Genomic DNA, 25,282 nt, shown 5'->3' on the forward strand with positions numbered 1-25,282 from the left:
GCGACGCGACGGACTGCTGGGCTCGCGCGGCGAAGGCTGCGCGGGCGCCCTCCCGTGGCGGTTCGTCGGCGCGGTGAACGGTACGGTGCTGACGTACGATCCCGCTCCGCCGGTCGGGGCGCCGACGAAGCTGGGGGCAGGGCAGGTGGTTTCGTTCGCGACGTCGGACGTCGTCACCGTGAAGAGCCAGGACGCGTCGCATCCGTTCTATGCGGCGGTCTACATGACCGGCTCGATGTACAACGCGAGCACCACTCCACCGAACTCGCGTACGACGGGCGACCCCGACTTCGTGAACGCGGTGCCGTCGGATCAGTTCCTCGACCACTACGTGTTCTTCACCGATCACACGTATGCCAACACCACCCTCACCATGGTGCGTCGAAAGACGAGCAAGGGCTTCTTGCGGGTGACACTCGATTGCGCAGGCGAGGTCTCCGGATGGGCACCCATCGGCACCAGCGGTGAGTATGAATATGCGTGGGTCCAGCTTACGAAGACGTTCCAGTCGCAGGCCTTCGCGGGCGGCTCCTGCGGCTACGGCCGCCAGGGGGCGAGCAGCGACGGCCCCTTCTCGATCACGGTGTGGGGGACGGATCTCGATGCAAGCTACGGCTTCCCGGGCGGCATGGGGCTCCGCCCGATCATGCCGGTAACGGTGACCGTTCCGAAGTGACGTCGAGCACGGCTTTGCACGCCACGTGCGCAAGGCTCTGCACACGGATTTCGTAAGGCCGCGAAGGCCCGTCTGCCACGGGCTGGAATGACGGTTGCTGAAGGGCGGGCATGAAGCCGTTCGTGCTCGCCTCGACGATCCTTGCCGTTTCGCTCAGCGTCGTCGCCGCCCGTGCAGACGGCCCGACGGGAGAGGTCACCGAGTCCGAGCTATCGCATGCCGAAAAGCCGGTTCAGATTCATGTGGACGTGGGCGCCGGTGCCTCGACGTACGGCATCAACCTCGGGGCGATCGGTCTCGTAAAGCTCGGTGCTTTCGAGCTGGGACCGGCGCTGAACTTTTCGGGTCTCTTCGACTCCAAATTGGGAGGAGGAGTCGCTCTGGGTGTCGGTACGCAGGGCTGCTGCGTCAACGTCGACGTCCTCGCCGAGCTCGGCGCGAACGGCTATTGGCTCGCGGGGCCTTTGCTCAGCGACGAACCCGCGTCGTCGGCGACGATTCCGTATGCAGGTGGGCGCTTCGGCATTCGCTGGACGCCCCCGCGACCGAGAGTGGTTCGTTTCAGCCTCGGCGCGTGGCTCTACGTGCAGTACGACCTGGACAGCACGAACAAGCTCGAGACGTATTCGTCGACAAATTGGTTCTCCGGAGCGACCCGCCAGGAGACCACCGTGAAGCACTTCGGAGGCCAGACTGAGGTTGGCGCCCGCCTCGCATTCGGGTTCGACGTCTCTCCCTTCTGAGGAGAACTCAGGTCGACGATTCGCGGCAGCCCTGTTCGTGACGCTCGCCTTCGAGCACGTCGCGCCCGCAATGTGAGCAGAACCCGAGGAGATTCATGGTGCGCTCGGCGTAGCGCGCGTGTTCGGCGGCGAGGTCGCGGGCGAAACGGTCGCGCTTGCGGTCACGAATGGCGGCGTATTGCTGGTAGCTCAATCGCATCAGAGCCTCCGGGTCGATCTTCAACTTCGACCAGAGATGCTCCGGTGGGTGGTGCGCCGATCACGTGCGATCGAACTTTTCCGTGATCAGGGCTTCCACCACAAAAGGCTGGTGGCAATCCCAAGACGCGGGGCAGGGAAGACGTGTTCGACGATGTGCTCTTCGTCGTCTTCGATGTCTTCGATCCAAGCGCTGGCGGAGACCGTTTGCGGTTTGTTGGAGACGCGTCCTTTCTTGAAGAAGGAGTGCATCTCGGTCCACTCGCCGATGCGGTCACCGCGCCTCGGGCGCGTACCGAAGTCTTTCGTTCCGGCAGACCAGAGCACCTTGCCGTTTTTCGCGCACACGATGGCCACGCGCTCCTCCGTATAGGAGATGAAGCGCAGCGCGGCGGCGGTCATCGAGACGTCGAATTCTTCGGCGAGCGCGTGAACCGGCTCCCACGAGACCTTCGCGACGTCACAACGCTTCGCGAACAAGTCTTCCGGCATCAAAAGCTCGGCGGCGAAGGCGTTGGCTTCCGGCTCGCGACCGCTCGCCTGGTAGGCGGGGAGCATGTCCGTGCTCGAGCAGAGCCCGAGGAAGCTGATGCCTGCGTGCGCTTCGAAGTGACCGAGCTCGTGGGCAATGGCCCAGCGCCGTTCCGTATCGGTGAGCGTTTCGGCGACGGCGATGATCCCTCGTTCGCCGACGCGAAGCAGGTTCGCGCGTGCTCCATGAGCAGGAGCCGTTCGGACGAGGGCCCCGCGCATGTAGGCGAGTACCTCGATCTCGAGCTCCGTCGGATGGACGTAGCCGATGGCGCTACGCACCTTACGAGCGGCCTCGATTCCGATACCGAGCACCGGCGCGCGCCGGCGCATTCCGCTACTCGGGTTCATCCTCGCCGAGAAGATGACGGAGCGCCCGGATCAGTTCGGCGAGCTCTTCGTCTGTCGCCGACTCGTACTTGTGGAAGTGAACGGCCACCTGCTGCGGGGGCACCTTGGAGAGGAGCGCCCGGAACATGGTGAGCTGCTCGTCTCGGGATTGGGTGGCAGAGATCCTTCGGCGCTCGAGCGCTTCGACCTCGGCCGCGTAGGCTTTTCGTGCTTCGTGGATGCGCGTCTCTCGTTCGCGCGCGTCGGCCTGGGCAACCTGCATGCGCAGCCTGCCAGCCAGCTCGCTCACGTCGATTCCGAGCTGCGACACGGTCTCCCGCGCCTGCTCTTCGTCGATGGGAGCGTCGTCGAGCGCTTCGATGAGAGCCTCGATCTCTCGTCGACTCTTGCTCATGAGATCCTCCTTCGCCGCTCACGCGCCTCACCGAACCGATCGGGAGCACGCTTGAGAAGCCGCCGCTGGAGCTTGATGCGCGCCGCGGTGACGCGGTCTGCGCTCCAGCCGAGCGTGGCTGCGATGTCTTCGCGTTTCGTGTTTCCGTCGAGGATGGCGAGATACAGATCCCGTAGATCCTGGTCGTCGGTCGTGCACCCCTCGATCAAGACGAGGAGCTCTTGGCGGCTCTCTTCCTCCATCGCATCGTCTTCCGGCGAATCGACGGGGGCAAAGTAGCGATCGAGCTCCGGCTTGGCGTCCGTCTTGGATCGCACAGCCTTCTTCTTCTCGGACGAGGTCAAACTGCGGATGACTCCGCGAAGAAAGCCGCCGAGGTCCACTGCTTTCGGGTCCCAGGTGCGGGATCCGTCGAGGCAATGCTCGACGGCCGTCTGGACGAGCTGCTCGACCGAGAGCTTGCTGGGCTCCTGGTCGCGCCCCGAAAGCCATCCCACTCGCCGAAGGCGATTGGCAGCGTAGGCGAGCAGATTGGGAAGCAGGGCCTCCCAGTCAGCGTCACGTAGCGCAGACTTCAGGTCGGATCGTTGGTCGTTCACGTCTCCTCCCCGAAAGATGCTCCGCCCGACATTTCGTTGATCACAAGCACGACAAAAAAGTTGACGCCCATGAACCCGGGCCTCCCGGTGTGGCGGGAGCATAGCCGGACCCTGGGCCAACGCGCGAGAATCACGGCACAAGATCGTCGTTCGATGTCGGCACAAGTGGCCTATGGGCCCGCCGCAACAACGCGTCGAGGAGGGCGGCGACGGCGAGGGTGGGGGCGACGATGACCACGACCAGGTGCAGCACGATGAACGCTGGTCCGAGGATGGGCGAGAGGTTGCTGAGCGGCATGCCGGCGACGACGCTCGTGTGATCGGCCCAGCCGAGGGCGCGAGCGGCGCCGTGGAGGAGCACGATGAAGCCCGCGGTGCCGACCAGCCAGAGGGGGCGCTTCATCGCGCGCCTCCCGCGCCGGAAGCGAAAGCGACGCGCGTCGTTCGCACTCTCTCGAGGAGCGGGCCGAACGAGAGCGCGTAGCCGAGCACCGCGTCGCCGACGTCGTTGCTCGCGCGGTAGTGTCCGGTGCGTTCGTCGCGAAAGGCGGTGAGCTCGAGCGACGAGAGCAGGTTTCCGAACCATTGCTCGTCGCGAAACGCGCTGGCACCGAGGAGCGCGAGACCACTCGACCCGGCGCTCGCGTCGAGGAGTGGAACGATGGGCCCCGAGTCGATGTCGGGCCTCGCCTGCGAGCTCGCGGGCCATTCGCGCGCCCAGCCGAATCCGAGGAACGACGCGCCGAGCTCACGGCGTGCGCGGTCGTACTGATCGCGGGCAAACGCTTCGTCGACGAAGAGCAGATTGTGCGCGCTCATCCAGATCGACGAGCCCTCCGCGCCATCGAGGACCTCGCCATCCCACGTGTAGCTCGACACGAGGATGCCCGTCTTGGGATCGACGAGGTGCGCCTTGGCGTGTTCGATCCAATCGCGTGCGAGGTCGTCGTGATGAGCGCCCGTCGCGCGATCGAACATGGCGAGGCCGGCGAGCGCGGTGGTGTTGCAGAAGGTCCAACACTCGTCGGGATAGCTCTCGCCCGAGAAACTCGGGCTCGCGCGCATCGCGCGCTCGATGCGAGCGGCGCGCGTTTCGGCTTCGTGCCGCGTGGCGATACGAGGCTCGACCAGATCACGCGCGGCAATCATGGCGACGAGCTCACCGTCGATGAAGAGGCTGTGTGCGAACGGATCGCGAAAGGGACCGCGCTTCGCATAGGGAAGCATGAAGTGCTCGTCGCCCTCGTGGCTCGCGAGAGCGATCGTCGAATCGACGATGGCGTCGATGGCAGGCAGCAGACGAGGTCGCTCCTCGGGCTTGGCGATTGCGCGGTTGGCGAGCGTCAGGACCACGAACGTACGCCGCATGAAATCCCACTCGGGATTGACGGCGCGCATGACGTCGGCCCGAGGAACGGGCTCGGCCACGGTATGTTCGACCAGCTGGCCGGCAATCGTCTCTCGCTCGGCGGGACCGACTCGGTGAAACAGCTGAATGGCGGGCAACCACGCGCAGCCCGCGACGAGGAGCAGGAGAGGGAGCGGCAATCGCATTTCTTCGAAAAGATGCGCCTTTCGAAGCTCCCTGCAGCACGCGTCCGCGCTGACGGTTGCGCGAGCGCGGCGAGCGGTCGGAACGCGGACGTGAACGGCCGCTTGCCTCGCTTCCGCGTTCGCTTCCTGAGGTTGGCACCTCGAGCGTTGGAGGGCCGGTCACCTCGCCCCCCTGACAGGGGAGCTGGGATGCGCTAGACATCGAGCGTCTGACGAGACCGTCATGAGTTCGAGCACGAAGAGCGCAGATTACTGAGCCGCAACGACTGCCTTCAGTTGTTGCGGCGCGTATCGACCGACGCTTGCCCACGTTCCCGCATGCTCGCTCGGACGCGGCCGCCATCCTTTCGACCCTTCGAAAAGGAGGCGCCGTCGTGCGCACTCGACCCCAAAATCAGATTCAGATTCGACGCTCGTGGAATTTCTCCCTCACGGCAGCGCTGGTGCTGCTGTGTCCGTTCGACCTCATCGCGTCGCTCGGAATGGATATGTATTTGCCGGCGGTTCCGGACATGCCCGGAATCCTCGGAACCACGCCCGAGCGCGTTCAATTCACGCTCAGCGGCTATCTCGTGTTGCTCGGCATGGGGCAGCTCGTCTTCGGACCGCTCTCCGATCGGCTCGGCCGTCGTCCGGTCCTTCTCACGGGGGCCGTCGCGTACACGTTCGCGTCATTGGCTCTCGTGTGGACGCACACGTTCTGGCCGTTCGTTCTGCTGCGGATTGGCCAGGCCGCGGGTGGAGCGGCGATGTTGGTCGCGACGTTCGCCACCGTGCGGGACGTCTATGCGGACCGGCCCGAAGGCGCGCGCATCTACGGCGTGATGAGTGCCATTCTGGTGTTCGTCCCGGCGTTCGGCCCGCTGCTGGGCGCCGGCTTGTACGAAGTGGGTGGCCTGCGTGCCATCTTCTTGCCGTTGGCCCTTCTCGCGGCGATGGCCGGATTGCGTGCATTTCGAGTGTGGCCGGAGACCAAGCCCGCGGAGCACGACGATAAGGGAGTCCAACTTCGCTCGTTCGGAACGGTCCTTCGGAATCGCGACTTCTGGCGGTACACCCTCGGCTACGGCGTCGCGATGGGATCATTCTTCGTCTACTTCTCCATCGCCCCGGCTCTGCTCGTTCACCATTACGGCTACTCTCCGCTCGGGTTCGCGCTCCTGTTCGGCACGGTCGCGTTGGTGCTCTTCGGCACCTCGCGATTCTCGAATCGGATGATCGAACGCCATGGTCTGGCGGGCTGCTTCTCGCGCGGCCTGCGTCTCGTCGTGCTCGGGGCGCTGCTCCTCGTCGTGCGTGAGGTGGCGTTCGACCACGTCGTCGCGTTCATGCTGCCGATGTGGATCATCGCCGTCGGAATCGCGCTGATTGTCTCGGTCGCCGCCAACGGCGCGCTCGTGGCATTCTCCGAAATCGCCGGCACCGCCACCGCGCTCTACCACTGCGCGAGCAGCCTGTGCTTCGTCGCCGCCGGCACCGCCGCCGTCGTGCTGCTACCAGGCGAGAGCGCGTGGCCACTCGTGGTCTACGGCACGCTCGGTGGTTCGTCGGTTCTGCTGCTCTCGTCGCGAACCGCCCGCGAGCGCCGGGGCTGAGACAATCGTGACGGCATGTCGCCGAGCGTCATCGACGGGCGCTCGGCGACGGCCCTCGAGGTTCTCCAAGCCGGCGTGCCGCTCGTTGGCTCTCGTGCGATGATTCGCGACGAGGAGCTGGACGATGGCAACCACGAAGAGCTTCGACGAACGCTTGGACAAGGTCCGGTACAACGAGCCCTCGCTCGCGACCGCGCAGTTCTCGCGAGACGAGGTCGTCGCATACATCGAGGCGAAGGCGCAGGAGAAGACGGACTTCGGGTATCCTTACAGGGACGTTCTGAAGCTCTTTCCGCGTGATTGGTGGCTTCCTTCGATCGAGGCCATTCTGAAGGCGCGTTGGAATGCCGACGGCGCGCGATGTTTCGTCGACGCGCTCTTCCAAGCGGAGCCGAGTTACTTCGCGGATGCGCCGCACGAGCTTCTCGACTGGAACGTCGGCTTCGCACGGACGATGCGGATGCTCCAGGCTCGTCCAGATGTGGCGCGCGAGGGGCTTCGTCGGATGTTCGAGACGCGCGATGGCTCCGATCGATGGCGTGCCGCAGCGCACCTCGCCTTGCTCGATGCGTCAGAGGAACCATCCCTCGGTCGGGCGCTTGCAGCGGTCACGGTGCCCGATTCGTCCGACGATGCCGCGAAGAGGTCGATGAGCATCGCCCAGTGGGGCCTTCGCGAGTATGGCTACGAGCTGCGTGGTGACACCCTTCATCGCGCATGGCCTCGCGCCGCGTTTCATCTGGCGTTTCCCCCTGGCTATCTCGGTGGCCGCCCCAAAGAAGCGCTGGAGTTTCCGCCAGGCGAAGCCTTGCCGTCGACGTTCGCCTTCGGCGGCGCGATCGAAGGGCGGAACGCCGAGGGCGGGCGCGTGCGTCTCGAGCATATCCTCACGCTCGACCCCGTCCCACCGGGCTTGGGAGTCTCGGCATCGCGGCTCGTGCTCGCCGCGTCGCTTTGGATCTTGGAAGACGAGCGAACGGAGAGCTTCTATCGACACCATCCCGACGGAACGATCGAGACCGAGAGCGACGAGGTTCGACCTCACCCGGCATTCCAGTCGACGCAGGTAAGGCTCGTTCGCTCGCCCGCGACGAAGCGCTTCCAATCATGGGGAGAGGGAACCGACGAAAATCTCTATCGTCTGGGCGGATATCCCGTCTTCGTTCAGTCGCCGAGTTATCCGAATTGCATCGGCTGCGGCCTCCGCATGTCCCATCTCCTCTCGCTCGACTCCGGTTTGCCGCTCGAGGAGCCCCGTCACGGAACGACCGAGCATGCGTGGGGCTCGGGAGGCGTGGCCAATGGCTTCTGGTGCGACGATTGTCGAATCAGCGCATGGAGCTGGGACTGCACATGAGTATGGTCATGCGCGGTCAGCGCTGGTGCGCGGCGCCCGTGGCAGGAGCCTTGGTGCTCGTGGCTTGCCACCGTGAGACGTCGCAGGAGAGGCGCCGGGCAACCGTCGCCTCGGTCACCGATGTCGATGCTGGTGGTCCGCTCCCGATCCCGTCGTCGCCGAGCGCACCGATCGACGCGGGGACGCAGGCCGACGCCGCGTCGGCCACGCCGGACCGCCCCCAGAAGGTCGAGGTGGGCGGCGAAAGCACCTTGGTTCGCAGCATGTGTCTCGTCCAGGCCGCTTGCGCGAAGGCAGGACGGCTCGACCGAACGGCATTCGTCGACGTCGAGCCGGGAGGCGGTCAATCGTGCGAAGAGTCTCGCCCGACGGTATCGTGTGGCGTGCTCGCCGAGAGCGGCATTGGAAAAGGTTTCCTCGAAGAAGCCGGCTTCGGCCCCGTATGTGCGTGCGGCGTCACGCGCGCGACGGACGTGCCTCGCGAAGGTGGCGGTCGCCCCCGCGGCGAAGCGAAAGCAGCGATTCGAACGCTTGCGGGAAAAGGCCCGGTACCGTGCGCGAACTTCGAACCCGCCGCGCGTCTTGCCTATCAGATCTGGTGCGATACCTATCGCGGGGACGGCACGCTCGAAGAACGCTCCTACTTCGGACAGGTGAACGGCGGCGGCGAACGCGTATGGTTCCAGAAGCTCGATCGCTCCGGCAAAGCCACCGAAGAGTTCCGCGACTGCGATTCGGGCCATCACTGAGAGAAGCACTCGGAACGGTGGGCATGCCCACCACGAACCTGTATCTCTTGTCGACCATGCCTTCCTCGGAGTGCCGAAAGATCGTCGTCCATACCCCCGGCGGCCATGATCGACTGAAGCTCGAGAGTCACCCGATGCCGTCGCCGGCTCCGCACGAGGTGCGCGTGGACGTCGCGGCGATCGGCGTGAACTTCGCGGACACCATCGTGCGGATGGGACTCTACGAGTCGGCGAAAGAATACGTGGGTTGGCCGATCACGCCGGGCTTCGAGGTTTCCGGCGTCGTGGGCGCGGTCGGCGACGGCGTGGACGATCTCGCGGTTGGCGACGAGGTCTTTGCCGTGACCCGGTTCGGTGGCTACGCGAGTCATGTCGTCGTCGACCGGAAGTACGTCTACAGAAAGCCCCGTCATCTCAGCCACGAACAAGCGGCCGCCCTCCCTGCGGTGTACATGACCGGGTGGTATGCGCTTTGTGAGCTCGCCCATCCGCGGCGCGGGCAGAAACTCCTCGTGCATTCGGCGGCCGGTGGCGTTGGTGGCCAGCTCGTGCAAATCGGCAAGATTCTCGGTTGTGAGGTCGTCGGCGTCGTCGGTTCGAGCCACAAGGTGGCGAGCGTTCGGGAGAACGGTGCGGATCACGTCATCGACAAGTCGCGGGAGAACCTTTGGGTAACGGCCGAGCGCGTCGCGCCCGAAGGGTACGATGTCGTGGCCGACGCCAATGGCGTCTCGACGCTGCGTGAGAGTTATGGACATTTGCGGCGGGCCGGAAAGCTCGTCGTCTACGGATTCCACTCGATGATGCCGAAGTCGGGCGGACGTCCGAACTGGCCGAAACTCGCGATCGACTTTCTTCGCACTCCGCGCTTCAGCCCTCTCGCCATGACGAACGACAGCAAAAGCGTCATGGCCTTCAATCTCAGTTATCTCTTCGACCGCCTGGATCTCCTCACGGAGGCGATGACGCAGCTCTCCACCTGGCTCGCGGAGGGAAAGCTCCACGCGCCTCCGGTCAAGACGTACCCCTTTGCCGACGTCGCACGTGCCCACGCCGACCTCGAGTCCGGCCAGACGATCGGAAAGCTCGTGCTCCTGCCCTGAAGTGCGCCGCTCTCTCTCGCAGGGTAGCGAGGAACGATTTCTGCATTTCGCCTGAGCGATGGGAGCGATCGGGCGTCCTGTCCGTACCACCCTTGCGAAGCTCCGACAGCGCTGGCGTTGGCTTCTCGCTGCGTTGACGGTGACCTTGTCCATTGCGCTGCCGCTTGGGCTCCGGCCCGCGAGTGCAGCGCAGGACTCGGCGAATGGTGCGAGCGCCGCCCGCGCCGTTCCCGTTTTGTCCGTCGACGGCGTGGTCGATGTCGTTTCGGCTCGCTACCTGACCCGGGAGCTCGACCGAGCAACGGCCGAGGGCGCGCCGCTCGTCGTCGTTCGGCTCGACACGCCCGGTGGAACCGACAAGTCGATGCGCGAGATGACGCGAGCCCTGCTCGGCGCGCGTGTTCCGGTCGCCGTGTACGTCGCTCCTGCTGGGGCGCGCGCAGCGTCCGCGGGCACGTACGTCACGATGGCGGCCGGTGTCGCCGCGATGGCACCGGGCACCGAGATCGGCGCGGCGCATCCCGTCGAGCTCGGCGGACGCACGCCCGATCCGCGCATGGAAGACAAGGTGGTGAACGACGCGGCAGCGCTCGCACGATCCATCGCGACCACGCGGCACCGCAACGCGGCATGGGCTGAGCAGGCGGTGCGCGAGAGCGTCTCGCTCACCGCCGACGAGGCCGTGCGTGAGGGCGTCATCGACCTCGTCGCGACCGACGTTCCCGATCTCCTACAGAAGCTCGACGGCCGCAGCGCGCCGACCGTCGAGGGCACGCGCACGCTACACACCGCCGGCGTCGCGGTCGATGAACGCTCCATGCTCCCGACCGAGCAGGCGCTCCAGGTCCTAAGCAACCCGAGCGTCGCATATCTACTCTTCCTGCTCGGACTCCTTGGCATCGTCGCCGAGGTCTATCACCCGGGGGCCATCGTTCCCGGCACGCTTGGTACGATCGGCATCGTTCTCGCGCTCGTCGCGTTCGGCAACCTCCCCATCAGCTGGGCAGGCGTGCTGCTCATCCTGCTCGCCATCGGCCTCTTCGTCGCCGAGATCCATACGGCGATGGGCGTACTCGGAGCGCTCGCCCTTGCCGCGCTCGTCGCCGGATCGCTCTTGCTCTACGGCCGGCCTGGGGCGCTGACGCCGGGTGCTCCCGCTTCTGCGATTCGAGTGAGCCCATGGCTCATCGCCGCGATGTCCGCGCTCGTTGCTGCGTTCTTCCTCGGCGTGGTGCGCGCGACACTCCGTGCTCGCCGCCTCGCCGTACGCACGGGAACCGCAGCGCTCGTGGGACGTTCCGGCGTGGCTCTCTCGGAGCTCTCACCGACCGGAACCGTGCGTGTCGACAGCGAGGTGTGGACCGCGGCGACGGAACCCGAGGACGAACCCATCCATCAAGGCGAGCACGTCGAGGTGGTGGGGACGAGCGGCGTCACCCTGCGGGTCACGAAGGCGCTGCACGTGACCGATCTTCTGAATTCGTGAATTCGTCATTGCCGAGGAGAATGCCATGCCTTCCTACATCGTCGACGTCGTGGTGGTCGTTCTCCTGGTCGGACTCGCCGTGACGATGCTGGTCAAAGCCATCCGCATCGTGCCCGAGTACCAGCGGCTGGTCGTCTTTCGTCTCGGCCGTGCGCTCGGTGCAAGGGGGCCCGGGCTCGTCCTTTTGATCCCCTTCGTGGATCGTGGCGTCGTCGTCGATTTGCGCGAGCGCTTCTTCGACGTCACGCCGCAAACGACCATCACCGCAGACAACGCGCAGCTCGCGATCGACTTCCTCGTTTACAGCAAGATCGTCGACGCGCTCTCGAGCGTGCTCAACGTCGAGAAGTACGAAGGGGCGTCGCGCGGTATCGCGATCACGACTCTCCGTGCGGTGGTCGGAAGCATGCTCCTCGACGACGTCCTCGCGAAACGCGAACAGATCAACGATACCTTGCGCGGCAAGCTCGACGAAGTGACGAACCGCTGGGGAATCAAGGTAACGGCGGTCGAGATTCGAGAGATCTCGACGACGCGCGAGATTCACGAGGCCATGACGCGCCAGATGTCGGCGGAACGTACACGGCGCGCGATGGTCACCGAAGCCGAGGGCCAGCGTGCCGCCACGATTCGCGTCGCGGAAGGAAAGAAACAAGCGACGATCCTCGAAGCCGAGGGCGCCCGCGAAGCGGCCCTCCTCAGGGCACAGGGCTTCGCATCCGCCCTCGACGCGATCTTCGCTGTCGCCCACACGATCGACGACAAAACGATGAGCCTCCAATACCTCGATATGCTGAAATCCATGGGAGCGAATCCAGCGACCAAGATCGTCGTCCCGCTCGAGCTCGCGAGCCTCGTCCGCCCGTTCGTCGAGCACATCGCCGGAGCCACCGGGCCCCGCGAGGAGATCCCGTTGGCCGAGAGCCGCCACTGAGCGCGCTCTCGACGGCACGCCTCACTGCTTCGCAGCTTGCTTCCTTGAGGCGGTCTCCCTCATAGCAGTAGACGTAGTCTGCGTTCACGGCGGGTGTCTGACTTCCTCCTCCGAAGATCGAGGGCCCGACCACCTTCGCTTCGAGCTCGTTTTTCAGATTTATCGCCGCGAGTGGTCCGACGCTCCCATTCGTCGATACACGATAGAGGAAGTACACGTTGTCGCCATTGGCCGACAACGGTGTGTAGTGTTGCGGGACCGCGCCCGTGTCCTTCACGTCGGAAGGATTCGCGAGAGGTGCGACGAGGATCTTGTCGTCCGGCGACATGCAGGTGAGGTGTCTCCCGCGATCGCCAACCCGAAGACACTGTTGTCGACGATGCGCGTGGTCGACTGTTCGTTCACGGCGAAGACGCCTGTCTTGCCACTCTCGAGCCAATGACCGACGACGTAGGCAGTTCCGCCCGCGCGTCCTCGTCCGCATCCTCGTCCTCGTCCGCACCCACTCCACTGGGCCGATCGGGGACTCGCCGGGATGGATCAAGCCGTGTTTCTTCCATCCGACGCGTGCCAGCCACGTTCGTGGGGGCTCGACGGGCGAGGGTTGTGCGGGGAGCGGACGTGACTGAATCCAACCGCTGAACCACTGCGAGGACGAGCGCAGATCGATGCGGGGCTCTCCGTGTGTGATGCGGAGGTGCTTTTTGAAGTTTGCGAGCACATAGACGAGTGCGTTACGGACCTGGCGGGGGCTCGTCAGATCCCGACGGTGGTAGCGATCGGCCCATAGCTTGGCTCGTCGGACGCCGAGGAGCTTCTTCACTCGCTTGGTGATGCGGGCGATGAGGCTCTTCAGTCCTCGTTCGAGCGACCGCTTACCGTCTCCCTCGACCAGCGTGTGGACATGGTCGTCTTGTACCGAGAACTCGACGACGCGGAAGTCGTCGCGACGCGTCGCTCGAATGGCAGACTCGACGGCCCCATAAAGCCTCTCGCTGCGAAAGCTCGGTAGGCCCTTCGCAATACGAAGCGTCACATGCACCGGATGCCGGAAGTCATGGTCAGGCCGACGCCGATGCGCGACTCCCGGGCGAACCCCATCACGTGACTTTCGCCCTGCGCCCGGTCGCTGGCCACCCCAACGCGGTGGCTCCGGCAACGCCAACTGCGTTCCCCTCATCGATTCCCCCTCCGTTTCACCACGCAACACGGTTCGTCTGCTGCTTGGTGCTGACGCGCGAGCCGCCAGGGCAATCAACATAATGGCTGAGTCGAGGTTGGCAAGTTTGAATGGCGGAGTTTTGTAAACGCGGCGGTTTGCAGTTGAATCTTGTCTTGATTGGGCGCTTCTCCTCGACGGCTCGTCGAGCCGGAGTCTCCGGAGATGTCGAAGAAGCGCCAAATCAAGTGCTCGTCCCAGGTCCAGGACCGACGCGCAACGATGAGGAGAAGTCGAGCCCGCTCGTGCGCATCGCGGGCGCGCTGGATTTTCAAAGGGATCGCTTCCCGGAAGATCCAGGGAGAGCTGCAGACGCTGATCGAACAGGAGCTGCGATTGAGCTGGAGCCCAGAGCAAATCAGTGGGCGGCTGCAGTACGGCCTCGGCGGGCCAACGAACGAGCGGAGATTGGCCATTGGGAGCGCGACTGCGTTCACGGGTGAGAGGTGGCGAGCACGTTGCGAAAGAGACCGTACGAGCACTCGCGCCTCACAAGGCGCTCACAAAGACGATGACGAACGACAATGGGCTCGACTTTTAACGCGACGAACTTCTCGCGAACGAAATCGGCGTGCCCATCTTCGTCACCGACCTAGCGCGCTATCCCGACTGGACGACGACAGCGCTGGAGGAGACACGAAACTGTCGACCGCGGAAGGTGCTCGGCTTCAAGGCACCTCACGAGATCTTCTACAGAGAGAAGCTCACAATGATGGGGAAGCCATTGCGGTTGGGGTTGGAATTCGGCGCGAGTTCTTGATTGGGCGCTTCTCCTCGGCGGCTCGTCGAGCAGGGGTTCCGGAGATGTCGACCGACACAACCAACTCTGGATATGTCTCGCGTTGCGCAGCGAAGCGCCCAATCAAGAACTCGCGTGCCCCTTCGTAGTCCGCCGGCCCGCCGCGCATCGCGCTCTCCAACCGAAAAGCGCCCAAGCATGTCGTCGCCCCTCGGCGCTGGCACATTCATGCCGATCCGGCCGATGCTCGGCTATCTGCGTGTCAGCGTTGAGAGGTGCCGGGCGAGAGACGTGCGGTGCAAAGCCGCCAAAGTTCATCAGCTACAAGCCGTTTGCGGCGGCGAAGCATGGCTCGTTGTAGTCTGAGACCGTCAGGGGGAACGTGGACGATCAGACCAAGAATGTCTTCGACGTCGTGTTCACGGCGATCGGCCTTTTGGGCGCAGCCATCGGATTCGCGAAAGCCATTCACGAGTGGCGCGAGGGGCAACGATGGAAGCGCTCCGAGCGCCTCGATAGATTCGTCGAGACGTTCGAATCGACACCTCTCCTCAAGCTCGCCTGCACGATTCTCGATTGGACGACGCGACAGGTGAAGTTCGACGGACGTGACGTGCTCATCGAAAATCGCGACGTCCTTCTTGCCCTTCGCAATCACGCGGAGGAGCCCGCGGGCACGGTCTTCACGGGCGAACAAGCGCTCATCCGCGATGCCTACGACGCATTTCTCGCCTTCTTCGCCCGACTCGAGCTGGCCATCGCGACGGGCCTCGTCGAAGCAGAGCCGGCGAAGAGCGCCTTCGCCTATTGGCTCGACCAGTACGCGACGATGAAGGTGCACCCGGGAGAAGCGAAACTGAACAAGGAGCTTCGCGCACGAAGCCCCGCGCAGATGGCCGTCGTCTACCTCACCGCGTACGGCCAACCGCTGCTCATCGGGGATCTCTGCGAACGTTTCGACGTCGTCCTCTGGTCGGGGAAGCCGAAGGAAGCGCGGAAGAAGACCACGCGCACGTCGGACCCGACACGGACCCGTGCTGCATAGTCGGCGAAGCGCGTGCACGTATCATGGATCGAGAGCGCGCGATTCGGCGAGGGACTCGGGCGAAGTGAGCGCAAGACGGACGGCGCAAGGCCGGCTACACATCGACCTGATGGCGCGGGATCGAGGGTTGGAAGAGCTGCTCAACGACGACCTTGCGGAGGTGCCGAAGCTCACCTCCAAAGCCATGTTCGGCGGCTGGGCGTGGCTCGTGAACGGGAACCTTCTGTGCGGTGCGCGTGACGATGGGATGCTCGTCCGGCTCGGAAAAGGCAACGATGGCTGGGCGCTGAAGATGGCGGGGGTCGAACCGATGAGGTCTGGGACGCGCCACATGGACGGCTGGGTACGAGCTGCACCCGAAGTTTGGGGCAACGACGCAGTTCGCCGGAAGCTGCTCGAAGCGGCGCGCGAGTTTGTCCGAACGCTGCGTGCGAAATAGGTCCGACGAGAAGTCACCGCGTAGCCGGCGCCGCCAATCCGCTTCGATGCCTGAGGACCGAAGCCGCCGCGGTCCATTGCGGGGCTTGCGGAAGTGCTGGGGGACGTCCGATGTGACATTCGAGCGAAGCTGAAGGACGGGGAGCCCCGGAGGACGCCGAATTCTTTGGTACCTTTGCAAGCTCGATGAGCGCGCGAACGAGAGGGACCCTGACAGGCGCGCTCGTATGCGTGCTGGGGCTCACCTCGTACGTGCCCGGGGCACTCGCCGATCCGGCGCCGGCCCATGCCCTCGAGGCGACCCGCGTATGGCTCGATTGGGAAACGGGGCCCGGAACGGAGGGGTGCATCTCGCGCGACGACGCGGCGAAGGAGGTCGAACGGACCCTCGGCCGGCGGGTCTTCGTCGCTCGTGAGGAGGCCGAGCGAACGCTTCACGTCCAGCTCGAGCGAGCCGAGACCCCCTCGCGCTACTCGGCGCACATGACGCTGCTCTCCGCGCGCGGCACGCCGCTCGGCGAACGTGACATCACGATCGAGAGCACGTCGTGTGCGGGCGCGACCGACGGCATCACCTTGGCGCTCTCGATCATGGCCGACCTCGCGCGCACGCGTGAGGAAGAGGAAGAAGCCAAGACACCCCCGGCCATGCCGCCGTCACCCCCGGTTGCGACCACTCCTCCTCCGGTGAGGCCTCCTCCGCGACCTGCCGAGAAGCGCAACGAGCGGCGCTGGCAAGGCTTCGTCGGGTTCGGTCCCGCGGTGACCTTCGACGGCAACGCAGATTTTGCGCCCGGCCTCCACGTCTTCGGTCTCGTCGATCCCCCAGGATTCCTTCCGCTCGCTCTGTCCGGCCTCCAAACCGTCCGTCCGTTCGACACGCCGCAGGGCGGCACCTTCTGGCAGTCGACCAGTCAGATCGATGCCTCCGTGTGCGCACCTTCGCTCCGGCGCGGGAAATTCGAGCTCGACGGTTGTCTTGGGCCACAGGCGACCCTCTATGTGGCGTGGGGCTCGGGCCTCATGGAAAACCGTTCCGGCGTCTCGGCGACCTTCGGCGGCGCGCTACGCGTCTACGGGACGGTCGCCGTGGCGCGTGGCGTTCGTCTCTTCGGCACGCTCGGGCTGTCGGCAACGCCCCAGCGAATCGACATCAAAACGCTCGACCTCAACGGGCAAAAAATGTCGATCCATGAAACCTCGACCGTGACGGCCGTCTCGTCGATCGGAGTCGCCCTCGATATTTTTTAGGAACAGCCCAGGGTCGGCTGCATTGCATGAAAGTGACGTCACTTGCGGAGTCATTGGCCGCGGGGTTGCGCCGTTTCGAGAAAGACGACGCGGCGACTCTCGTCATGCCCCCGCGCGAACTGTTCCAAGCTTATGCCGGCTTCGTCTGGCGCACGCTGAAGTACCAGTCCGTCGCGGAGCGTGATCTCGACGACCTCAGTCAAGAGGTCTTCCTGATCATCTTCAAGAAGCTGCCCGAGTTCGAACCACACGGGTCGCTTCGTTCGTGGATCTACGGAATCTCGATTCGCGTCGCCGCGGGTTACCGCAAGCGTGCGCGCCATCGCATGGAAGTCCTCGTCGACGAGACGCCGGAGTTCCGGACCGATCCCAGCGCGCCCAACGAGGCGGATCGTCTCTCCGACAAGCGACAGTTCACGGCGCTCATCGCGCGGCTCGACGAAGAGAAGCGCGCGGTGTTCGTCCTCCACACGATCGAGAACCTGCCAATGGCGGAGGTCGCCGAGATCGTCGGCGTGCCGCTCAAGACGGCCCACTCTCGACTCGCCACTGCTCGAAAGCAGCTCCTCGAGATGCTCTCCAAGTCGAACCGCTCGGTGAAGTGACGATGGGAACGCTACCCGAAGACGAAGCCCTGCTCGACGCGCTCGTGCAAGGCGAACGCGAAGATCCCAGCCCGGGGAAGCTCGAGGCGCTCGAGCGCCGGCTCGAACCGTTCATGTCCACGCCGCGTCCGCGAGGCTTCTTCGCGTCGGTGGGAATGCGCAACACGCTGCTGGCCGCCCTTGGCCTCGGCCTCCTCGCCGCGCCCCTCTATGTGATGAGCACGCGTTCGAACGCGCCGGTCAATGCGACGCCCGCGCCCGTCGTGGCGATGCCGTCCGTCGCCGAGCCTGCGTCGCCTTCACCGTCGACCGAGTCGTCGGTGTCCGTGCTCGACCTTCCTGCTGCGCCCGTGGAGCCCGCCGCTCCGAAGAAGGAACGCGTGGCCGTTGCTCGTCCTTCGGCGTCCGTGGTGACCACGACGACGCCCAAGGTCGAAGAGCCGTCGGAGAGCGAAGGCAGCTTCCTCCGCCGTACGCAGTCGACGCTCGTCTCCGATCCGGCACGCGCGCTCGCGATGACGCGCGATCACTCGTCTCTCTATCCGCGTGGCGTCCTCCTCCAGGAGCGTGACGTCATTGCGATCGATGCTCTCGCGCGCCTCGGACGCCTTGCCGAAGCTCGCACGCGCGCCGCCGAATTCCGCGCGCAATACCCCAAGTCGGCGCACCTCGCGCGCATCCAGACGATTCTCGGAGACGAACGATGACTCCCCGCGTTTCTTCCCTTTCCCGCATCGGGAGCCTCGTTGCGCTGCCTGCGGCGGCCTTCGCGTTCCTCGCGCTCGTGCCGTCGGGCTGCGCCAACTCCATCGACGTCGGCGTCGAAGGCCACGACGCGGGCGTCATCGATGAGACGCCGACGTTCACGCCTCGTCCGGATGGCGGTGATGCGTCGACCGACGTCTTCACCCCGACGCGCGCCATGTGCATGGCCACGAGCTGTCCCGCCCCGTACGCGTCGTGCGGGGGTGACTATCTCTGCCAGACGAATCTCTCGAGCGATCCGAACAACTGCGGCGAGTGCGGAAGCGTCTGCCCGGAAACGTTCGGCTATCTCAACATGACGTCGAGCTGCGTGAACGGCGCATGCGTGCCGGCATGTGGCAAGACGCTGGTGAACGGCGGCTTCAACAATTGGGCTGACTGCAACAAGATCCTCGAGGACGGCTGCGAGGTCTCTCTCTCGAGGGACCCGAACAACTGCGGCGCCTGCGGGAACAAGTGCCCCGACGGCGTGAACTGTCTCGATGGCAAGTGCGGATGCCCCGCCGGTCTCATCGAATGCGAAGGCTCGTGCATCGACGCTCGCAGCGACGAGCGGAATTGCGGCGCCTGCAAAAGCTTTTGCCAGACGACGCCGTCCACGCTGGCCCATATGGAAAACGCTTGCGTTGACGGCGAATGCGGGAAGCCTCGCTGCAAGAAGGGCTACTCCGATTGCGACAAGGATCAGTCGAACGGCTGCGAGGTCCTTACCGGAATCGACGCTGGAAAGATTGATCGGAACAATTGCGGTGGCTGCGGGATCAAGTGCAAGGACAGCGAGGTCTGCTTCGACTCGAATTACGACGGCGTCCCCGAGTGTCTTTGCCAGAACCCGGCGGAGACGCTCTGCACCGACGGCTACAACTACGCGTGTCACGACCTGCTGAGTGATCTCACGAATTGCGGGACCTGCGGCCACGATTGCACGTCTTATCTAGAGAACGCAGCTGGCGCATGCCGAAAGGGCATGTGCGAAGTCGAATGCAATCCGGGTTGGGGTGATTGCGACGGCGTCCCGCAGAATGGTTGCGAGACGAATCTGATGGTGAGCAATGCCAATTGCGGCACCTGCGGAACGCGTTGCGATACGCAGGCTGGTCAGCCTTGTGTCGAAGGCAAGTGCGCAATGGTCGAGTGTGATGCGGGAGTTCAGCCCCAATGAAAACTCTCTATCCCGCTTCCGTCCTGGTGCTCGGTCTCGCCGCCCTCGTCGTCGGCTCTGCGAGCTGCGCAGAATCCAACGACCAGAACAGCACCGCGCCTGACGCAACCACCATTCCCGGACCCTCCACGGCCGACGCGGGGGCATCGCCCGACGCCTCCGTCGACATCGACGCCGCGTGCGCCGATGCTGGTGATGGAGGCTGCACGACCGAGGTGCTCACCTGCGACGAGGCCGACTTCTGTGCGGTGCCGACGAACGCGGATGATCGCTATGCGCTCACGGGTGTTTGGGGGAGCTCGTCGAACGACGTCTGGGCTGTGGGCTCCGCCGGAACCATCGTCCACTGGGACGGTGCGGCGTGGTCGCTGATCCCGTCCGGCCACAGGGACACGCTCTTCAGCGTGTGGGGCAGCTCGGCGAACGACGTCTGGATCAGCTCGTCGCGTAGCGTGATTCTCCACAGCACCGGCCTGCAGGGCGGTACCGCATCGTTCACGCTCGAAGAGCCGCTGGACCCGGGGGACCCGACGAACTGGATGGGGATCTCCGTGACGAAGGTGTGGGGGACGAGCGCATCGAACGTCTTCGTGGCAGGGCCCCCCGGGTCCGGATGGCCGCCGAACTCGCTCTGGCGTCGCCGCGTGGGCTTCGGCGGAGATCCCGGCGCGAATTACATCTGGGACGAAGCCTCGACGTATTGCCAGGACTACAGCGTCGCGTGCCCGGACGCGAACGGGATCTGGGGCGCGAGCGAGGACGACCTCTGGGTCGCGAGCAACGACGGCAAGATCCTTCACTCGAACGGCCCTGTCGGCAACGGCGGAAGTTACGAGCAGTGGACCACGCTGAAGACGACACTCACGACCAAGAACCTTCTCGGGGTCTGGGGCTCGAGCGCTTCGGACGTCTGGTTCGTCGGCGACGAAGGCACGATTCGTCACTGGTCGAATGATCCGAAGCAGCGCTTCGAGATCGTCGAGTCGAACACGACCGAGAAGCTTCGCGCAATCTGGGGAGCCTCCGCGAACGACGTCTGGGCGGCCGGCGACAACGGCACCATCATCCACTGGGACGGTACGTCCTGGACGAACGCCACGGCCACGTTGCCGGCCGGTCCGAAGCCGCGTCTCTACGCGATCTGGGGCAGTGGCCCGAACGACGTGTGGATCGTCGGTGAAGCGATCGCTCTGCACTACACCGGTCCGAAGAAAGGCTCTCGATGAATCCGCGCGTGAAAGTCCTCGGCGCGCTCACCGTCACGCTCCTCACGTTGGCGGTCGCTTGCTCGAGTGGTGAAGATACCTCGGCGCCTGGCACGCCCGCGGACGATGGCGGCGCTCCCGATGCGCCCATCTCGACGAGCGACGACGCGACGACGACGGATCCCGGCACGCCCGACGCGGGCGACGACTCCGCCACGGTCGCCAGGATCTGCTCGGACGACGACGTTTGCCACACCGTGCTTCCGCCGAAGTCGCTCGTGCGCGACGTGTGGAGTGCGGGCGACGGAATCGTCTGGTCGGTGACCTGGAGCGATCAACAGCTCATCGCGAGCCCAGGCTCGATCCTCCGCTGGGACGGGACGGCCTGGACCGAAGTCTACAAGGATCCGCTTCGCCTCCACGCCGTCTGGGGCACCAGCGCGACGGACATTTGGGTCGGCGGCGACTCCGGCTTGTTCCACGGAACCGGCCCATCGTCGGACAAGCTTACGTGGAAGAAGGTGCTGAGCGGCCCCATCACGACCATCTGGGGAACCAACGCCAACGACGTCTGGGCCGCTGGCGGGACCCTCACGTACATCTACGAGTACAACGGCAAGGTGTTCCACTATTCGGGCACCGGCAGCGCCGACAGCAGCGATGCTTGGGAGCTCGATCCGATCTCGACCTCACGGCCGCTGAGCGGACTCAAGATCTGGGGCTCGAGCAAAGACGACGTTTGGCTCTCGGCGGTCGAGACCAACAACTGCTCGTTCTGCAACGGGGGGACCCACGGGCTCCTCTACCGCCGTCGGTTGCAAGACGGCGTCATGACCTTCGTGCAAGAGAGCGCGGTCGAGCTCGGCGGCAACGCGTCGTCGACAGGGAGCTTGATCGCGTCGGGAGCATCGTTCGGTCCCGACCATGTGTGGTTCGGTGCAAACATCGCGGTCGACTGGGATCCCTCGTACGACGCGCTCTTCACAGGCACCAAGAAGACGGACGGGTCGGGTGACTTCGACTGGAGTCACAGTTCGTTCAATACGTGCCGTAGCTCCGATGGGCGCACGGGATGCAAAGGCATCTGGTACACGCGCGCCATCTGGGGCACGTCGGCGAACGACGTCTACATCGCGGGTGATGGCGGCCAGCTGCGTCACTGGGACGGCACGAAGTTCTCGTTCGTGAAGACGACGGTCCAGCAGATCCCTGAGGCCACCAACTTCAAGGCGATGTGGGGCTCGTCGAGCGACGACCTCTGGATCGTGGGGGATCAGATCGCCCTCCACAAGATCGCCCACAAACCCTCTGCGAGCGCGCAATGAAACGGCTCTTCCTTCTCGGTGCAGCACCGATCTCCGCTGCGTTCGTTCTCGTCGCCTGTAGCGACGACGGGAGCACGCCGCGCTTCGACACGCCTTCTTCCGACGCCGCGGTCGAATCGAGCGCAAACCTCCCCGATACGGCACCTCCCGTGAGCGACGCGGGTAGCGACGTGATCGTCGATGCCCAAGCTCCGTTCGATGGATCCGACGAGCCGGTCGTTTGCAATACCCAGCCGTGTGTCACGCAGCTGGTCGGCGGAGGCAGCCACTTCTGCGCGCTGCTCGAGGACAAGACCGTGCGCTGCTGGGGCTCGGGCTACATCGCGTTCGGAACGTACGACGGCGGAACGTATACGGACAAGCCCACCCCCATCGATATGGGGCTCACGGGTGTCGTCCAGCTGGCTGCCGGCAACGGAACGACGTGTGCACGCTTCGGCGACGGCTCGATCGGGTGCTGGGGCTCCAATCAGGGCAACGAGCTCGGTCACGAACCGCCGGGCTCGGATTACGTGCCACACGACTTCGCGAAGATCACACGTGATGGCATCCCGCTCACCGGATTCCGTCACGTCGCGGTCGGCTCGTTCGGGCTCGTCTTCGCCGTGAAGGAAGACGGCACGGTCTGGTCGTGGGGCGACAACGGTTCGCTCGGGCTCGCTCGTTCGGCGGAGCAAGGGCCGTACATGGCTCCGGGGCCGGCCACCGATCTCGCCGGCATTCAGGTACGGACTGCGGGAGGGTTCTCGTCGTCGAACTACAGGAGCATGGCCTACGCGGTCGCCGAAGATGGGCGCCTCTACCAGTGGGGTAACGAGGCTCAGCTGGTCAAGTACCCCGGCATCGTGCCCATGCCCATGGCGGGGCTCGAGAACGTGAGCAGCGTCTCCATGATCGCGGCCAATGCCTGCGCCGTGGCGAACGGAAAGCTCATGTGCTGGGGCAACGACGGTCGGCTTGCCTGCTCGGGCGTGAAGGACCCGATCTTCGAGCCGCTCGAAATCCGAACCCATGGCGAAGGGCGCGCTCAGCAGGTCTCCGTCAGCTATTCGAACGTCTGCGTACGCAAGACGAACGGCACGATCGAATGCTGCGGCTCCGATGGCTATGGCCAGCTCGCGACGGGCGTTCCCAACACCGCCACGCCGAACGCAGGCGATCCGCTCCAGCCGCTCCTCTCGGAGGCCAAGGGCTTCAGCGGTCATGCGGTCCACGTCTGGGTCGGTGCCCGTACGGTGTGCGCGCTGATGCAAGGTGGAAGCGTCCAGTGTGTCGGCGGCAATGATCAGGGCGGCCTCGGTCAAGGCACGATCGACCAAGAGCGCCATACGACGGCCGTTGTCGTGAAGTTCGATTGAGGTAATTGCCGTGAATCGTTCGACCCTTGGCTTTATGCTCGCGTGTTTCGGCGCGCTCGTTCTCTCCTCGGCCTGCAGCAGCTCGGAGAGAGCGTTTGCCGATGATCAGCCCATCGCGCTCGTTCCGGAGGAGGCTGGAACACTGCCGCCGGTTTCCTGCTCGGGCAAGATCTGCTCGCGCGACATGAAGAAGGTGGTCGACGGTTGCACGGAAGCTGTCATCGAAGATTGCGGGCCCCAGAAGGGCTGCGCGAACGGCACCTGCGTGGCCCCGTGCGACGCCGCGGCTTTCGCGCAAGGCTCGGCCGGTTGCGGGTTCTACACGCTCCCGCCGGATGACGACGTTTGGTTCGCCGGCTCGTGCTTCGCAGCGATGATTGCCAATACGTGGGACACGCCGGCCACCATCGAGGCGCGTTACGGAACGGACCCGCTCGATCTCGGCGCCTCCATCTACACGGTGGAGATGAACGGGACCGAGCCCGTTTACACCAAGCTGGAAGGTGCTCTTCCACCCGGGCAAGTGGCGATCGTCTTCCTTTCGGAGATCCGTCCGCGGCCCGACCCGACAGTCTACCGAGACTTCTCGGCATGTCCGCTAGGGACGCTCGGTGCCTACAACGGCGACCCGATCAGCCACGGCACGGGCAAGACGAAGGCGTTCTCGATCAAGACCGACGTGCCGGTGAGCGCGTATTCGATCTTCCCGTACGGCGGGGCCAAGACGTTCTTCCCGACCGCCACGCTCCTCCTGCCGACCTCTTCGTGGTCGACGAACTACGTCGCCGTGAACGCCTGGCAGATGTCGAAGGATCCCTACTTCCGCCCCCTCGGTGGCCCCTCGATGCAGATCGTCGCGATGGAGGACGACACCGAGGTTCGGATGAAGCCCAAGGTCGATCTCTACGACGGCGCCGGTGTTACCGGTAGTGCGGCCGGCAAGATCGCTACCTTCAAGCTCAATCGCGGTGAGGTCGTCCAGATCACGCAGGTCGACGAACTGTCCGGTAGCCCCATCGCCGCGAACAAGCCGATCGGGCTCTTCGGCGGATCCAAGTGCACCGACATTCCCGAGACGATCGCCGCGTGCGACACCCTCCAGCAGCAGATCCCGCCCGTCGCGCACTGGGGCTCGGAATATCCGCTCGTGCCTTTCCGCAGCCGCATTCAGGGAGACAATCCGAAGCCCGAGCGCGTTCCGTATCGCCTCGTCGGCGCCGTCGACGGAACGGTGCTCACGTACGATCCCGAGCGCCCGCTCAACGCCCCGGAGACCCTTTCGGCGGGCCAGCTCGCGACCGTCTGGACCGACAAGATCCTCAGCGTGAAGAGCCAGGACAAGGACCATCCGTTCTACGCGTCCGTCGTCATGACTGGCGCACTCTTCAACGACGACAGCGGGCAGGGCTACAAGGCCACGGACGGCGACCCCGATTTCGTGAACCTCGTCCCTGGCGATCAGTTCCTCGATCGCTACGTGTTCTTTGCGGACTACACGTTTCCGGAGACCTCGCTCACGATCGTCCGCAAGAAGGACCAGAACGGCTTTCATCCCGTCGAGCTCGATTGCCTCGGCGAGGTTCCGAACTTCAAGTCTCTCGGCAAAGGCGGCCAGTACGAGTACGCGTGGGTCGATCTCACCCACAGCTTCTCTCCCGCCTCCGGCACCTGTGGAGCCGGCAGGCACGAGGCAAAGAGCGACGGTCCGTTCTCCCTCACGGTCTGGGGCATGGGCTACTGCGCGAGCTACGGCTACGCGGGGGGCGCGGGAAATCGTCCGCTCACGCAAGTCACCATGCCGGTGAAGTGACGCTCTGAAATTCCACGGTCGAAACTGACCGGTGCCCGGCGTACGAATCGGCGATATCGTCTTCCCTCGTGGGAGGCCTTCCGATTCGTG

At 64.9% G+C, this 25,282-nt stretch carries 24 protein-coding genes and 1 pseudogene; 18 read left to right on the forward strand and 7 right to left on the reverse strand.

Annotation, left to right across the window (positions count from 1 at the left end; genetic code table 11):
• Window positions 1-16 precede the first annotated feature (16 nt).
• Window positions 17-676, forward strand: coding sequence for an IgGFc-binding protein (locus tag AKJ09_RS18645; RefSeq protein WP_275936738.1), 660 nt, complete (start codon window positions 17-19; stop codon window positions 674-676).
• Window positions 677-786: 110 nt separating this feature from the next.
• Window positions 787-1,419, forward strand: coding sequence for a hypothetical protein (locus AKJ09_RS18650; RefSeq protein WP_146648554.1), 633 nt, complete (start codon window positions 787-789; stop codon window positions 1,417-1,419).
• A gap of 7 nt (window positions 1,420-1,426) precedes the next feature.
• Here the strand turns inward: AKJ09_RS18650 and AKJ09_RS18655 are convergent, their stop codons facing one another.
• The 6 genes from AKJ09_RS18655 to AKJ09_RS18680 all read right to left on the reverse strand — a co-directional run bounded on the left by AKJ09_RS18655 (window position 1,427) and on the right by AKJ09_RS18680 (window position 5,046).
• Window positions 1,427-1,618: a hypothetical protein gene (locus AKJ09_RS18655; RefSeq protein WP_146648555.1), complete on the reverse strand. Its 192-nt coding sequence runs from the start codon at window positions 1,616-1,618 to the stop codon at window positions 1,427-1,429.
• Window positions 1,619-1,704: 86 nt separating this feature from the next.
• A complete protein-coding gene (locus AKJ09_RS18660; protein ID WP_169927651.1) occupies window positions 1,705-2,481 on the reverse strand; it encodes an ImmA/IrrE family metallo-endopeptidase in 777 nt (258 codons plus the stop codon).
• 4 nt (window positions 2,482-2,485) lie between these two features.
• Window positions 2,486-2,893: a hypothetical protein gene (locus tag AKJ09_RS18665; protein ID WP_146648557.1), complete on the reverse strand. Its 408-nt coding sequence runs from the start codon at window positions 2,891-2,893 to the stop codon at window positions 2,486-2,488.
• Window positions 2,890-3,492, reverse strand: a complete 603-nt coding sequence (locus AKJ09_RS18670) for a hypothetical protein (protein WP_146648558.1) — start codon at window positions 3,490-3,492, stop codon at window positions 2,890-2,892. Before AKJ09_RS18670 ends, AKJ09_RS18665 begins: the two co-directional genes overlap by 4 nt.
• A 130-nt stretch (window positions 3,493-3,622) precedes the next feature.
• On the reverse strand, window positions 3,623-3,895 hold the full coding sequence (locus AKJ09_RS18675; protein WP_146648559.1) for a hypothetical protein: 273 nt from the start codon (window positions 3,893-3,895) through the stop codon (window positions 3,623-3,625).
• Window positions 3,892-5,046 carry a hypothetical protein gene (locus tag AKJ09_RS18680; protein WP_146648560.1) on the reverse strand — a complete coding sequence of 385 codons (1,155 nt, stop codon included), beginning with the start codon at window positions 5,044-5,046 and terminating at the stop codon, window positions 3,892-3,894. Before AKJ09_RS18680 ends, AKJ09_RS18675 begins: the two co-directional genes overlap by 4 nt.
• Before the next feature lie 398 nt (window positions 5,047-5,444).
• Here AKJ09_RS18680 and cml point away from each other — a divergent pair, with 398 nt between their 5' ends.
• The 6 genes from cml to AKJ09_RS54880 all read left to right on the forward strand — a co-directional run bounded on the left by cml (window position 5,445) and on the right by AKJ09_RS54880 (window position 12,270).
• Window positions 5,445-6,641: a CmlA/FloR family chloramphenicol efflux MFS transporter gene (gene cml, locus AKJ09_RS18685; protein ID WP_146655578.1), complete on the forward strand. Its 1,197-nt coding sequence runs from the start codon at window positions 5,445-5,447 to the stop codon at window positions 6,639-6,641.
• A gap of 124 nt (window positions 6,642-6,765) precedes the next feature.
• Window positions 6,766-7,998 (forward strand): hypothetical protein, encoded by a 1,233-nt coding sequence (locus tag AKJ09_RS18690; protein WP_146648561.1) that lies wholly within the window; start codon window positions 6,766-6,768, stop codon window positions 7,996-7,998.
• The gene (locus tag AKJ09_RS18695) at window positions 7,995-8,747 is read left to right on the forward strand and encodes a hypothetical protein (RefSeq protein WP_146648562.1); all 753 of its coding nucleotides are present in this window, start codon (window positions 7,995-7,997) and stop codon (window positions 8,745-8,747) included. Before AKJ09_RS18690 ends, AKJ09_RS18695 begins: the two co-directional genes overlap by 4 nt.
• 23 nt (window positions 8,748-8,770) lie before the next feature.
• Window positions 8,771-9,850, forward strand: coding sequence for a synaptic vesicle VAT-1 family membrane protein (locus AKJ09_RS18700; protein WP_240488517.1), 1,080 nt, complete (start codon window positions 8,771-8,773; stop codon window positions 9,848-9,850).
• Between the two features lie 139 nt (window positions 9,851-9,989).
• The gene (locus AKJ09_RS18705) at window positions 9,990-11,336 is read left to right on the forward strand and encodes an NfeD family protein (protein WP_169927652.1); all 1,347 of its coding nucleotides are present in this window, start codon (window positions 9,990-9,992) and stop codon (window positions 11,334-11,336) included.
• 25 nt (window positions 11,337-11,361) lie between these two features.
• Complete coding sequence (locus AKJ09_RS54880) at window positions 11,362-12,270, forward strand: SPFH domain-containing protein (protein ID WP_146648564.1); 909 nt, start codon at window positions 11,362-11,364, stop codon at window positions 12,268-12,270.
• Between the two features lie 781 nt (window positions 12,271-13,051).
• Here the strand turns inward: AKJ09_RS54880 and AKJ09_RS56145 are convergent.
• A pseudogene (locus AKJ09_RS56145) lies at window positions 13,052-13,531 on the reverse strand (transposase); the annotation flags it as partial.
• A 1,079-nt stretch (window positions 13,532-14,610) separates the two neighbouring features.
• Here AKJ09_RS56145 and AKJ09_RS18720 point away from each other — a divergent pair.
• The 10 genes from AKJ09_RS18720 (at window position 14,611) to AKJ09_RS18765 (ending at window position 25,192) form a co-directional block, all read left to right on the forward strand.
• Complete coding sequence (locus tag AKJ09_RS18720; protein WP_146648566.1) at window positions 14,611-15,273, forward strand: hypothetical protein; 663 nt, start codon at window positions 14,611-14,613, stop codon at window positions 15,271-15,273.
• A 109-nt stretch (window positions 15,274-15,382) separates the two neighbouring features.
• A complete protein-coding gene (locus AKJ09_RS18725) occupies window positions 15,383-15,712 on the forward strand; it encodes a TfoX/Sxy family protein (protein ID WP_146648567.1) in 330 nt (109 codons plus the stop codon).
• Between the two features lie 185 nt (window positions 15,713-15,897).
• Window positions 15,898-16,962, forward strand: coding sequence for a hypothetical protein (locus AKJ09_RS18730; RefSeq protein WP_146648568.1), 1,065 nt, complete (start codon window positions 15,898-15,900; stop codon window positions 16,960-16,962).
• Window positions 16,963-16,988: 26 nt separating this feature from the next.
• On the forward strand, window positions 16,989-17,567 hold the full coding sequence (locus tag AKJ09_RS18735; RefSeq protein ID WP_146648569.1) for an RNA polymerase sigma factor: 579 nt from the start codon (window positions 16,989-16,991) through the stop codon (window positions 17,565-17,567).
• A 2-nt stretch (window positions 17,568-17,569) separates the two neighbouring features.
• On the forward strand, window positions 17,570-18,274 hold the full coding sequence (locus AKJ09_RS18740) for a hypothetical protein (RefSeq protein ID WP_146648570.1): 705 nt from the start codon (window positions 17,570-17,572) through the stop codon (window positions 18,272-18,274).
• Window positions 18,271-19,494: a hypothetical protein gene (locus AKJ09_RS18745; protein ID WP_146648571.1), complete on the forward strand. Its 1,224-nt coding sequence runs from the start codon at window positions 18,271-18,273 to the stop codon at window positions 19,492-19,494. The genes AKJ09_RS18740 and AKJ09_RS18745 overlap by 4 nt, the downstream gene beginning before the upstream one ends.
• Window positions 19,491-20,720, forward strand: a complete 1,230-nt coding sequence (locus AKJ09_RS18750; RefSeq protein WP_146648572.1) for a beta propeller repeat protein — start codon at window positions 19,491-19,493, stop codon at window positions 20,718-20,720. Before AKJ09_RS18745 ends, AKJ09_RS18750 begins: the two co-directional genes overlap by 4 nt.
• On the forward strand, window positions 20,717-22,024 hold the full coding sequence (locus AKJ09_RS18755) for a hypothetical protein (protein ID WP_146648573.1): 1,308 nt from the start codon (window positions 20,717-20,719) through the stop codon (window positions 22,022-22,024). Before AKJ09_RS18750 ends, AKJ09_RS18755 begins: the two co-directional genes overlap by 4 nt.
• Window positions 22,021-23,382: an RCC1 domain-containing protein gene (locus AKJ09_RS18760; protein WP_146648574.1), complete on the forward strand. Its 1,362-nt coding sequence runs from the start codon at window positions 22,021-22,023 to the stop codon at window positions 23,380-23,382. The genes AKJ09_RS18755 and AKJ09_RS18760 overlap by 4 nt, the downstream gene beginning before the upstream one ends.
• A 10-nt stretch (window positions 23,383-23,392) precedes the next feature.
• Window positions 23,393-25,192, forward strand: a complete 1,800-nt coding sequence (locus AKJ09_RS18765; RefSeq protein ID WP_146648575.1) for an IgGFc-binding protein — start codon at window positions 23,393-23,395, stop codon at window positions 25,190-25,192.
• Window positions 25,193-25,282: the final 90 nt, after the last annotated feature.

The sequence above is a fragment of the Labilithrix luteola genome, from assembly GCF_001263205.1.
Lineage (GTDB): Bacteria > Myxococcota_A > Polyangia > Polyangiales > Polyangiaceae > Labilithrix > Labilithrix luteola.

Coding starts and splice junctions, on each gene's coding strand:
- AKJ09_RS18655 (WP_146648555.1), bottom strand. CDS start 1,618: ATGCGATTGAGCTACCAGCAATACGCCGCCATTCGTGACCGCAAGCGC.
- AKJ09_RS18760 (WP_146648574.1), top strand. CDS start 22,021: ATGAAACGGCTCTTCCTTCTCGGTGCAGCACCGATCTCCGCTGCGTTC.
- AKJ09_RS18660 (WP_169927651.1), bottom strand. CDS start 2,481: ATGCGCCGGCGCGCGCCGGTGCTCGGTATCGGAATCGAGGCCGCTCGT.
- AKJ09_RS18690 (WP_146648561.1), top strand. CDS start 6,766: ATGGCAACCACGAAGAGCTTCGACGAACGCTTGGACAAGGTCCGGTAC.
- AKJ09_RS18740 (WP_146648570.1), top strand. CDS start 17,570: ATGGGAACGCTACCCGAAGACGAAGCCCTGCTCGACGCGCTCGTGCAA.
- AKJ09_RS18745 (WP_146648571.1), top strand. CDS start 18,271: ATGACTCCCCGCGTTTCTTCCCTTTCCCGCATCGGGAGCCTCGTTGCG.
- AKJ09_RS18695 (WP_146648562.1), top strand. CDS start 7,995: ATGAGTATGGTCATGCGCGGTCAGCGCTGGTGCGCGGCGCCCGTGGCA.
- AKJ09_RS18750 (WP_146648572.1), top strand. CDS start 19,491: ATGAAAACTCTCTATCCCGCTTCCGTCCTGGTGCTCGGTCTCGCCGCC.
- AKJ09_RS54880 (WP_146648564.1), top strand. CDS start 11,362: ATGCCTTCCTACATCGTCGACGTCGTGGTGGTCGTTCTCCTGGTCGGA.
- AKJ09_RS18755 (WP_146648573.1), top strand. CDS start 20,717: ATGAATCCGCGCGTGAAAGTCCTCGGCGCGCTCACCGTCACGCTCCTC.
- AKJ09_RS18665 (WP_146648557.1), bottom strand. CDS start 2,893: ATGAGCAAGAGTCGACGAGAGATCGAGGCTCTCATCGAAGCGCTCGAC.
- AKJ09_RS18735 (WP_146648569.1), top strand. CDS start 16,989: ATGAAAGTGACGTCACTTGCGGAGTCATTGGCCGCGGGGTTGCGCCGT.
- AKJ09_RS18730 (WP_146648568.1), top strand. CDS start 15,898: ATGAGCGCGCGAACGAGAGGGACCCTGACAGGCGCGCTCGTATGCGTG.
- AKJ09_RS18725 (WP_146648567.1), top strand. CDS start 15,383: ATGGCGCGGGATCGAGGGTTGGAAGAGCTGCTCAACGACGACCTTGCG.
- AKJ09_RS18650 (WP_146648554.1), top strand. CDS start 787: ATGAAGCCGTTCGTGCTCGCCTCGACGATCCTTGCCGTTTCGCTCAGC.
- AKJ09_RS18700 (WP_240488517.1), top strand. CDS start 8,771: ATGCCCACCACGAACCTGTATCTCTTGTCGACCATGCCTTCCTCGGAG.
- AKJ09_RS18680 (WP_146648560.1), bottom strand. CDS start 5,046: ATGCGATTGCCGCTCCCTCTCCTGCTCCTCGTCGCGGGCTGCGCGTGG.
- AKJ09_RS18675 (WP_146648559.1), bottom strand. CDS start 3,895: ATGAAGCGCCCCCTCTGGCTGGTCGGCACCGCGGGCTTCATCGTGCTC.